The sequence below is a fragment of the Nocardiopsis yanglingensis genome (assembly GCF_045809185.1).
Taxonomy (GTDB): Bacteria; Pseudomonadota; Gammaproteobacteria; order Xanthomonadales; family Xanthomonadaceae; genus Stenotrophomonas; species Stenotrophomonas yanglingensis.
On sequence record NZ_JBJNRH010000015.1, the window covers coordinates 19,322 to 29,002 of the forward strand.

At 66.2% G+C, this 9,681-nt stretch carries 9 protein-coding genes; 5 read left to right on the forward strand and 4 right to left on the reverse strand.

Features of this window, described 5'->3' with window-relative positions; translation table 11 throughout:
- Positions 1 to 101: 101 nt before the first annotated feature.
- The 5 genes from ACJ7C5_RS17440 (at position 102) to ACJ7C5_RS17460 (ending at position 5,118) form a co-directional block, all read left to right on the forward strand.
- Positions 102 to 671, forward strand: a complete 570-nt coding sequence (locus tag ACJ7C5_RS17440; protein WP_094000622.1) for a hypothetical protein — start codon at positions 102 to 104, stop codon at positions 669 to 671.
- Positions 672 to 681: 10 nt separating this feature from the next.
- Entirely contained in the window at positions 682 to 1,845 is a 1,164-nt protein-coding gene (locus tag ACJ7C5_RS17445; RefSeq protein WP_032129725.1) for a COX15/CtaA family protein, read from the forward strand.
- A gap of 4 nt (positions 1,846 to 1,849) precedes the next feature.
- The gene (gene cyoE, locus ACJ7C5_RS17450; protein WP_057503633.1) at positions 1,850 to 2,743 is read left to right on the forward strand and encodes a heme o synthase; all 894 of its coding nucleotides are present in this window, start codon (positions 1,850 to 1,852) and stop codon (positions 2,741 to 2,743) included.
- 144 nt (positions 2,744 to 2,887) lie between these two features.
- Positions 2,888 to 3,697 (forward strand): hypothetical protein, encoded by an 810-nt coding sequence (locus ACJ7C5_RS17455; RefSeq protein WP_412704621.1) that lies wholly within the window; start codon positions 2,888 to 2,890, stop codon positions 3,695 to 3,697.
- Positions 3,698 to 4,374: 677 nt separating this feature from the next.
- Positions 4,375 to 5,118, forward strand: a complete 744-nt coding sequence (locus ACJ7C5_RS17460; RefSeq protein WP_412704622.1) for a hypothetical protein — start codon at positions 4,375 to 4,377, stop codon at positions 5,116 to 5,118.
- A gap of 146 nt (positions 5,119 to 5,264) precedes the next feature.
- Here ACJ7C5_RS17460 and ACJ7C5_RS17465 read toward each other — a convergent pair whose 3' ends face one another.
- Genes ACJ7C5_RS17465 through ACJ7C5_RS17480 form a run of 4 tightly spaced genes read right to left on the reverse strand, consistent with a single transcriptional unit; the run spans position 5,265 to position 9,606 of the window.
- The gene (locus tag ACJ7C5_RS17465; RefSeq protein ID WP_285317055.1) at positions 5,265 to 6,236 is read right to left on the reverse strand and encodes a bile acid:sodium symporter family protein; all 972 of its coding nucleotides are present in this window, start codon (positions 6,234 to 6,236) and stop codon (positions 5,265 to 5,267) included.
- A 28-nt stretch (positions 6,237 to 6,264) separates the two neighbouring features.
- A complete protein-coding gene (locus tag ACJ7C5_RS17470; protein ID WP_412704623.1) occupies positions 6,265 to 6,765 on the reverse strand; it encodes a protein tyrosine phosphatase family protein in 501 nt (166 codons plus the stop codon).
- Positions 6,766 to 6,792: 27 nt separating this feature from the next.
- On the reverse strand, positions 6,793 to 8,532 hold the full coding sequence (gene dnaG / locus ACJ7C5_RS17475) for a DNA primase (RefSeq protein WP_412704624.1): 1,740 nt from the start codon (positions 8,530 to 8,532) through the stop codon (positions 6,793 to 6,795).
- A 60-nt stretch (positions 8,533 to 8,592) separates the two neighbouring features.
- The gene (locus ACJ7C5_RS17480; RefSeq protein WP_412704625.1) at positions 8,593 to 9,606 is read right to left on the reverse strand and encodes a YihY/virulence factor BrkB family protein; all 1,014 of its coding nucleotides are present in this window, start codon (positions 9,604 to 9,606) and stop codon (positions 8,593 to 8,595) included.
- Positions 9,607 to 9,681: the final 75 nt, after the last annotated feature.

Consider the following 9,681-nt stretch of genomic DNA (forward strand, 5'->3'; position numbering starts at 1 on the left):
GTGTGGGGCGGCGGCGGCCCTTTACTCCCGGGTTTCGGTGGTCCGGGCCGGGGGGCCGCCACTACCGGCATCCCTTACCCAACCATGAGAAAATGCCCCGCATGAACACTGCTACGTCCCCGCAGGCGCGCGGCTCCGGCCGCCGGACCCTGGTACTGCTGTTTGCCGTGTTCTTCGGGGCGATGGCGCTGGCCGCCGTGTTGCGCTTCTCCGGCTGGCAGCCGACCGGGCACCGCAATGCCGGCCAGCTGCTGAAGCCGCCGGTGGACCTGCGCCAGCAGGCGCCCACCCTGGCCAGCGGCCAGCCTTACCCGTGGAATCCCGAGGCCCGTACCTGGCGCCTGCTGGTGGCCCCGTCCGGGGCCTGCGACGCGCAGTGCGTCACTTTGTCGCAGGGACTGGGCAAGGTGTGGCAGCTGTTCGGCCATAACGCCGATAATGTCGAGATTCTGTGGCTGGGAACGCCACCGGCGTCGATCGCCTCGCTGCCTGCGTTGCGGCCGCTGGCCCCGTCGCCAGCCCTGCGCGCGGCGCTGCCTGGCGTCGATGATCCGGCGGGATTGCCGGTCTACGTGATCGATCCGAACGGCTTCGTGATCATGCGTCATGCCCCGGGCAGCGACCTGGGTGGCCTGCGCAAGGACATGGCCACGTTGCTGAAACTGAAGTGAGTCCCGTTTGATGAGCCTTTCCGCGCGTCCGGCGCTGCACCGCAATTTCCACCGCCTGGCGTGGTTCGCCATGATCATGACCGCGAGCACGATCATGTTCGGCGCCTTCGTGCGCCTGTCCGATGCCGGCCTGAGCTGCCCGGACTGGCCGACCTGCTATGGCCAGGCCACCTGGCCGCAACACGTGGAAGAGACCATCGGCCACCCGGCGGCGGAGATCCGCCCGCTGGAGACCCACAAGGCCTGGCGTGAGCAGGTGCACCGCTTCCTGGCCGGCGCGCTGGGCATCGAGATCCTGACCCTGGCGCTGCTGGCCACGCGCAAGCGGCGATTCGGAAGCACGGCGGTAGTGACCGCCTGCGTACTGGTGGCCGCCGGCATACCGCTGTACATGATGGGCTGGCATGGCACGGCCAGCGTGCTGGCGCTGATCGGCGAGGCGATCCTGCTGATCGCCGCGCTGCGCTGGAGCAACATCGACCTGGCGCGCGCTGCACTGCTGACCCTGGCGGTGGTGATCTTCCAGGCCCTGCTGGGCATGTGGACGGTGACCCTGCTGCTCAAACCCATCGTGGTGATGGGCCATCTGCTTGGCGGCATGCTGATGTTCGGCCTGTTGGTGTGGATGGCCTGGCGCGCAACGCACATGCCGATCACCCTGGCTGAAGCGCCGAAGCTGAAGTGGCTGCTGCGCATCGGCGTGGCGGTGCTGGTCACCCAGATCGCACTGGGGGGCTGGGTCAGTGCGAACTATGCCGCCCTGGCCTGCGGCGGCGGCAGCGCCTCGTTGGACAACTTCCCGCGCTGCGCCAACCAGTGGTGGCCGCAGCACAATTTCGTCGAGGGCTTCACCCTGTGGCGTGGCATCGGCGTGGATTACGAAGGCGGCGTGCTGGATGGCGCTTCGCGTATCGCCATCCAGATGGCGCACCGCCTGTTCGCGGTGGTGGTGGCCGTCTACCTGCTGTGGCTGGGCGTGCGCCTGTTCCGGTTGCCGAGCATGCGTGGCTGGGCCAGTGCGCTGATCGCGCTGCTGGTGCTGCAGGTCACGCTCGGCATCCTCAATGTGAAGCTGGCGCTGCCGCTGGAAGTGGCGGTGGCCCACAACGGCGTGGCCGTTGCCCTGTTGTTCGTGCTGGTCAGCCTGCTGGCCCGCCTGCGTGCCCCGGACTGATTCCATGTTTTCCAACTACCGCCAGTACTGGGACCTGACCAAACCCAAGGTCGTCGCCCTCATCGTTTTCACCGCCCTGGTCGGCATGGTCCTGGCCATCCCCGGCGTGCCCAGCTGGGAGCAGGTGCGCGCAGGCGTGCTCGGCTTCCTGGGCATCTGGCTGGCCGCTTCGGCCGCCGCGGCGATCAACCAGCTGCTGGATGCGCACATCGATGCGCAGATGGCGCGCACCTCGTGGCGTCCGCTGGTGGTGGGCAAGGTCAAGCCGTGGCAGGTGCTGGTGTTCGCCGGCGTGCTGATCGTGTTGTCGATGGTCATCCTGGTGCTGTGGGTGAACCTGATCACCGCCGTGCTGACCTTTGCCTCGCTGATCGGCTACGCGGTGATCTACACCGTGTACCTCAAGCGCGCGACCTCGCAGAACATCGTCATCGGTGGCCTGGCCGGCGCGATGCCGCCGATGCTGGGCTGGGCCGCAGTGACCGGCATGCAGGGTTCGTCGGACTGGGCGTACTCGTCGCTGCTGGTGCTGATCATCTTCATCTGGACGCCGCCGCACTTCTGGGCGCTGGCGATCTTCCGCCGCGAGGACTACGCCAAGGCGGAGATTCCGATGCTGCCGGTGACCCACGGCGTGGTGCACACCCGCAAGCAGATCATGGTGTATTCGGTGGTACTGGCACTGGTCTGCCTGCTGCCGTACCTGGTGGGCATGAGCGGTGCGTTCTACCTGGGCGGCGCGATCGTGCTCAATGCCGTGTTCCTCTGGTACGCCTGGCGCATGCTGGACCCGCCGGACGAGCTGTTCTCGATGAAGATGTTCTATTACTCCATCGTCTACCTGATGGCGCTGTTCGCCTTCCTGCTGGTGGACCACTGGATCCTGCCCTGGTTGTAAGGGGCTGCCCTTTGTAGAGCCGAGCCATGCTCGGCTGAGGGCTGATCGGAGAAGCAGCCGAGCATGGGCTCGGCTCTACACTTGATCTGCGCCAGCTGCGTCGCCATTGCTGTTCCTGACCCCCAAGGAAAGGAAGGCGCAGGGATGCATTCGATCTTCCGCTGGACCACTGTGCTGCTGCTGGCGCTGGGCATGGCCCTCAGTGCGCATGCCAACGACACCGCCGCGCAGATCCGCCAGCATGCCGGTGACCATCGCCTGCTGGTGCTGGGCGAATTCCACGGCACCCGCGAGACCCCGCTGCTGGTGCGCCAGCTGGTGGACGACTACAGCCGCGACGGCACGCCGGTGCTGTTGGCGCTGGAGCTGCCACGCGGCGAAAACCCCACGCTGCGCGAATATCTGGAATCCGATGGCGGGGCCGCGGCGCGCCAGCATCTGCACGGCCGCGCGTTCTGGACCGTGCGCGATGACCAGCATGACGGCCGTCGCAGCCGCGACATGCTGGCAATGATCGAAAGCCTGCGCGTGCTGAAGTCGCAGGGACGTGTGATCGACGTCGTTGGCTATGACGTCAACGCCAGCAAGGGCGGCAACCAGGTACGCGATGACCTCATGGCAGCCGAGTTGCGGCGGCTCTATCGAGGCCTACCGGCCAATGCACGCATGCTGGTGCTGACCGGTAACGTGCACGCCATGCTGCGGCACCCGCAAGGTATGCCGCCGGAAATGCAGATGCATCCGATGGCGTCGCAACTGCGGGATCTGGATATCTACAGCGTACGGTTGGGCGCGCAACGTGGTCAGACGTGGGGATGCGCGGGCGGTTGCATGGCGCGGCCACTTCGAGAGCAGGTTGCCACCGGGCCGCGGGTCGATGCCGATGCTGAACGGCCGTACGACCTGTGGGTGTGGATGCCGGAGTTGAGCGTCGGCACGCTGGTGGATCCGTAGCGTCAGGCAAACCATCCACGCATGGCGTGGATCTACTGGCGCTTCACGCCATCGGTGGGAGTAGAGCCACGCCATGCGTGGATGGGCTCTCACGGAACCCGGCGCAGCCAGTGTCGGGTTTCGCCCGGGAGGGCTGCAACTGCGCCCATCGACCAAGCCGTCGCGCTGTAGGGTTTTGCCGCGCTGTCAGCTTCCTGCACGCAAGGCGTCACAGATACCGACTGTTCCACCAGACCGGATCATCAACAGTAGATACACAGGTATTGCGGGATGACTCGCAATTCTGTGGAGCAATCAATGAGATGTCATGTTTCTCTGCCCATCGTTCTGTGTGCCGCGCTTACCTGCCTGGCTGGCAATGCGGCAGCAGAAGTAAAAGCACTGAGTCGGGCCAACTGCATTGGATTCATCAACGAATCCGTGACCTATGAACGGCCCCAGTTTCGCAATTTTCAGGGGTCGGCCGTAACCAGGCACGTTCCCCTCGGGAACATTGAGCCGAAGCATGCTTTCGGTGCGCCTAACAATGGACTGTACTCCTGGCGATTTTACGCAGGCGATGGCAGTGATCCAGAACGAATGGTTGTTCACGGATATCACACATGGGTGCTGGGCGGACGCGTATTTACGCAATCCACGAGTGCGGTCGATTGCCAACTTTCGGAGTGGTGAGCATCATGAAGAGTCTTTGCTTTATTGCATTCTCGCTGGCCATGTCGATGTCAGCTCAAGCATCCCAGAATGAACCTGCTCCCGATGCGGTAGGGAGCTGGCTACACCAACGCGCCATGCAGGCTGCAATGCAGGAGGCCTCGGCAATGGGAAGATCGTCCGCCAGCGTGGGCAGCTACCAGATGGTGAAACTGGCAGACCTTGATGCCCCCCGAGAAGTGAAGCGGCAGCTTCGCGCTGACATCGAACGATCCAACGGTGTCGTGCGGGTTGCAGCAGGGAGCATCCCAACGCAGGCCGAAATGCTGGCTGCCGTGCCGCGGACTCACCGCTCAACTCCAGAACTACGCCAGCGCCTGCCGCAGCCACCTAGCAGGCTGGAAAGCAGCCTGCTGGGCGCAGCCGAGATGATTGGCATGGAGCCCAGTGGTGCGTTGGAGGGTGGAAAGTCCTCGGGCTTGAGCCGTTTCTACCGGCTAGAGGGTGTCGGCATCGTGGAGTTCAGCGAGAACAACTTCCTCGCTGCGGGCATGCAGATCGAGGTCATCGCGGAGGCGCAGAACACCGTGGTGGACGGCAAGCCCGCTCACCTCGGGAAGGTTGCGGATAGTGTCGGCCGTACTCGGGTTGAGCTTGCCTGGACGGGAGACAGCAAGACCTACAGTCTGACCGTCACGGGCGAGCCGGGCAGCGACGTGGAGCGCAACGCCCGAGTGCTGCACGACATCGCCGCGGCCATCGTGGATTAGCGGCGGCGTATGCGTCATCCACGCATGGCGTGGATCTACTGCGAGTTCATGCCATCGGTGGTTTGGTAGATCCACGCCACGCGTGGATAGATCAGTAGATCCACGCCATGCGTGGATGGTTTTCCCGCAACAACCCGCGCGCCCTGTCAGGGCGCGCGCTTCGCATACCGCTGCGCGATCACGCCGCAGACGATCAGCTGGATCTGGTGGTAGATCATCACCGGCAGCACGATCGCGCCCAGGCTGCCACCGGCGAACAGCACCTTGGCGATCGGCACGCCGGTGGCCAGGCTCTTCTTCGAGCCGCAGAAGACGATGGCGATCTCGTCCTCGCGGTTGAAGCGAAGGCGGCGGGCGATGAAGGTGATCAGCGGCATGGCGATGCCGAGCAGCACGGCGGCGACCACCGCCACGGCCAGCAGCGACAGCAGCGGCGTCTTGCTCCACAGGCCCTCGGTGACGGCTTCGCCGAAGGCCGAGTACACCACCAGCAGGATGGTGGCCTGGTCGGTGTAGCGCAGCAGCGCGCGCTGCTTCTCCACCCAGCCGGCGATCCACGGCCGCAGCAGGTGGCCGGCCACGAACGGCACCAGCAGCTGCAGCATGATGCCGCCGATCGCATGCAGCGGGTCATGCACGCCGCCGGAGGTACCGGCCAGCGCGGTCAGCAGCAGCGGGGTCAGGAATACACCGAGGATGCTCGACAGCGATGCGCTGCACACCGCGGCAGGCACGTTGCCGCGCGCCATCGAGGTGAACGCGATGGACGACTGTACGGTGGAGGGCAGGGTGCACAGGAACAGCACGCCCAGGTACAGCTCCGGGGTCAGCAGCCAGCCCGACAGCGGCTTGAACAGCAGGCCCAGCAGCGGGAACAGGATGAAGGTGCAGGCCAGGATGGTCAGGTGCAGCCGCCAGTGCAGCATGCCGCCGATGATCGACTCGCGCGGCAGGCGTGCGCCATGCAGGAAGAACAGCGCGGCGATGGCGACGGTGGTGACATCGTCGAGCACGATGGCGGCGGCGCCCTTCATCGGCAGCAGCGAGGCCAGGCCGACGGTGCACAGCAGGGCGAGGGTGAAGTTGTCCGGTCGCAGGCGCGACCACCAGCGGGTCATGGTGGGCAGAGTCCTTGGTGCGGAGGGTTCAGGGCGAGGTGACCGGCGTGGCCAGGCGCTGGCGGGTGGCGGCTTCCAGCGACTTCAGGCCAGCACGCTGGCCCAGCTGAAGGGCCTGTTCGGGGCTGGCATGTTCGTAGCCTGCATTGACCAGGCCGAGCACGGCACCGGCGCGGTTGCCGGACGCACAGTGCAGCAGCACCGGCCCCTGGCTCTGCTGCAGGGCCTGGTGCACGGCGCGCACGTTGGCGGCATCGAGCCCCTCGGCACCGGCCACCGGAATGCGCACGTAGCGCAGGCCCAGTGATTCGGTGACGCGGGTTTCATCGAAACCCCGGTCCTCGTCGGGCTGGCGCAGGTCGATCACCGTGCGCACGCCCTGTGCGGCCAAGGCCTGCAGCTGCGCGGCACTAGGCTGGCCGCCGGCATACAGGCCGGGACGGACTTCGTTCAGGGGCGCGTCTTCGGCCAGGGCCGTCAGCGGCAGGCAGAGCGACAGCAACAGCAGGCAGGTCAGGCGCAGCAGCATGGTCCTCTCCGTGAAAACGTCCTGCCGCTACAGGCGCAGTCCGGCGCGCGCCTTCAGCAGCTCGCGCAGTTCGTACTTGTCAGTATCGTCCAGGCCCTGCTGGCGCTGCTTTGCCAACAACTCCTCCAGACGTTGCACCAGCAGCTGTTTCTCCAGCTGGGCCACGGCATCGTGCAGTTCCTGGGTCCACATCGCGTCGTCGCCCGGCAGCGTCTGCGCGGCCAGGGTGTGCAGCGAGGTCTGTTCCTCGCGCCCGTCGAAGTGCTCCAGCAGGGCGCCGGTGCTGATGTCCGGGCGCTGTTCGACCAGGCCCAGCAGTTCCAGCAGCAGCTCCACGCCGGGCAGGCGCAGGCCCTGGAAGTGGTGCTTGCCGCCCAGCGTCAGCGCCAGTGATGGCTGCTGCAGCAGTACGGCGATCGCGCCGCGCACCAGGCTGCGCTTGGCCACGGGCTGGATCGTCCGCTGCGGCTGGCGTTGCGGCATCGGCGCGCGCGTGGCCTGGGCAGTACCGCCCAGGCCGGTCAGCTGCGCCAGCTGCTGCTTCATCAGGTCGCCGAACGCACCATCGGGAATCTGCGCCAGCATCGGCTTTGCCCGCTCGGCCAGGCGCGCCTTGCCGTCCAGCGTGCCCAGGTTGATCTCGCGGGTCAGTTCGTCGAAGAAGAACTGCGACAGCGGCGTGGCCTGCTTCAGGCGCTCGTTGAACGCGTCGGCGCCTTCCTTGCGCACGATGGTGTCCGGGTCTTCGCCATCGGGCAGGAACAGGAAGAACGCCTGGCGGCCATCCTTCATGCGCGGCAGCACCGACTCCAGCGCCTTCCAGCCGGCGCGGCGGCCGGCGGCGTCGCCGTCGAAGCAGAAGAACACGTCCGGCGCGTTGCGGAACAGCAGTTCGGCATGGTCCGGCGTGGTTGCGGTACCCAGCGTTGCCACCGCCTGGGTGACCCCGAACTGGAACAGCGAGACCACGTCCATGTAGCCCTCGACCACGATCAGCCGCTCGATCTTCTGGTTGGCCTGGCGCACCTGCCACAGGCCGTACAGTTCGCGGCCTTTGTGGAACAGCGCGGTCTCGGGCGAGTTGAGGTACTTGGGGCCGTCGTCCTTCTCGAACACGCGGCCACCGAAAGCGATCACCCGGCCGCGGCGGTCGAAAATCGGGAACATCACCCGGTCGCGGAACTTGTCGTAGACGTGGCCGCGGTCGTTCTTGGAGAACAGGCCGGCGCGGTCGAGCAGCTTCATGCGCCGCTCGTCCTTGCCCAGCGCATCGCGCAGGCCGCTGTAACCATCCGGCGCGTAGCCGATCTGGAAGCGCGCGCGGTTCTCTTCATCCACGCCACGGCCATCCAGGTAGCTGCGTGCCTTTTCGCTGCCCTGCAGGTTGCTCTGGAAGAACTTCGTGGCCGCCTCAAGCGCCGAGTACAGCTCGCGGCTGTCGTCCTGCTGCTGGGGGCTGCGCGGGTTCTCGCTGCGCGGCACTTCCATGCCCGCGCGCTTGGCCAATTCATCCACCGCGTCGAGGAATTCGAGGCGGTCGTAGTTCATCAGGAAGCTGATCGCGGTGCCGTGCGCGCCACAACCGAAGCAGTGATAGAACTGCTTGGTGGGCGAGACCGTGAACGACGCCGAGCGCTCGTCATGGAACGGGCAACGCGCTGCGTATTCCTTGCCCTGTCGCTTCAACGGCACGCGGCTGCCCACCACCTCGACGATGTCGGAGCGGGCGAGCAGATCGTCGATGAAAGCGTCGGGGATACGGGCCATGGGCAACAGAACGGGGCGCGGCCGCCAGGGCGCGCAGCAGGGGCGGCAGGTTCCCCTAGTTTACTCGCTGGCGACGCCGGGGCTGGCCTGTTCGGCGTCGACGCTGGCCCTGGCCAGCTGCGCCCGTGCATGCTGGCGTTCGTCGATCACCGCGGTCATCAATGCACCGACGAAGAACACGGCGGTGGCGTAGTAGATCCAGACCAGCGAGATCACCAGTGCGCCCATCGAACCGTAGGCACTGCCCGGGGCCACGGTGGCGATGTAGACGCCGATGCCATAGCGGCCGAGGGTGAACAGCACCGAGGTGATGGCACCGCCGATGAAGGCCTGGCGCCAGGCCACGCGGCGGTCCGGCAGGTAGTGGTAGAGGAAGGCGAAGGCCAGCGTGTACAGCAGCAGCGAGGTCAGGTAGCCGATCGCCGGCAGTACCGAGGGCAGTTGCGCGAACACCACCTGCAGCGCAGTGGTGGCGGTCATCGACAGGATCAGCAGGAAGCCCAGCGCCAGCACCACGCCGAACGAGAACACGCGCTTGCGCAACCAGGCCTTGACCCCTTCCAGACGCTGGCCGCTGGTGTGGAAGATCCGGTTCAGCGCGTTCTGCAGCTGGGCGAACACGGCGGTGGCGCCGATGAACAGCAGCAGCGTGCTCCACAGCCCGGCCAATGAACCGACGCTGGGCTGGCTGTTGGCGTTGTGCAGCACGGTGTCGGCGACGCTGGCCACGCTGCTGCCGGCCACCGAACCGATCTGGCTGATCAATGTCTGTTGTGCCGGTGGGTACAGCGAGGCGGTCAGCCACAGCAGCAGCACCAGCAGCGGTGCCATCGACAGCAGGGCATAGAAGGAGACCGAGGCGGCCTGGGTCAGCACGTCGATTTCGACGAAGCGCTTGGCGACGGCCATCGGGAAGCTGTCCTGCAGGCGGTCAGCGTAGTGGCGAAGCCGTGCGGGAATGCCGTGGGGACGCGTGTCGGCGGGGGAGTGCGATTGCTCGACCATGGGGATGTTGTAGCAGCCGGGGGTCGAAGGTGCGGTGAAGCGGGTGTTGCATCGGTAGCGCCGGGCCATGCCCGGCGACTGTCCGAAACGCCGGGCATGGCCCGGCGCTACCGGATCAATGCCGGCTTAAGCCACCAGCAGCGT

Coding starts and splice junctions, on each gene's coding strand:
- ACJ7C5_RS17440 (WP_094000622.1), top strand. CDS start 102: ATGAACACTGCTACGTCCCCGCAGGCGCGCGGCTCCGGCCGCCGGACC.
- ACJ7C5_RS17445 (WP_032129725.1), top strand. CDS start 682: ATGAGCCTTTCCGCGCGTCCGGCGCTGCACCGCAATTTCCACCGCCTG.
- cyoE (WP_057503633.1), top strand. CDS start 1,850: ATGTTTTCCAACTACCGCCAGTACTGGGACCTGACCAAACCCAAGGTC.
- ACJ7C5_RS17455 (WP_412704621.1), top strand. CDS start 2,888: ATGCATTCGATCTTCCGCTGGACCACTGTGCTGCTGCTGGCGCTGGGC.
- ACJ7C5_RS17460 (WP_412704622.1), top strand. CDS start 4,375: ATGAAGAGTCTTTGCTTTATTGCATTCTCGCTGGCCATGTCGATGTCA.
- ACJ7C5_RS17465 (WP_285317055.1), bottom strand. CDS start 6,236: ATGACCCGCTGGTGGTCGCGCCTGCGACCGGACAACTTCACCCTCGCC.
- ACJ7C5_RS17470 (WP_412704623.1), bottom strand. CDS start 6,765: ATGCTGCTGCGCCTGACCTGCCTGCTGTTGCTGTCGCTCTGCCTGCCG.
- dnaG (WP_412704624.1), bottom strand. CDS start 8,532: ATGGCCCGTATCCCCGACGCTTTCATCGACGATCTGCTCGCCCGCTCC.
- ACJ7C5_RS17480 (WP_412704625.1), bottom strand. CDS start 9,606: ATGGCCCGGCGCTACCGATGCAACACCCGCTTCACCGCACCTTCGACC.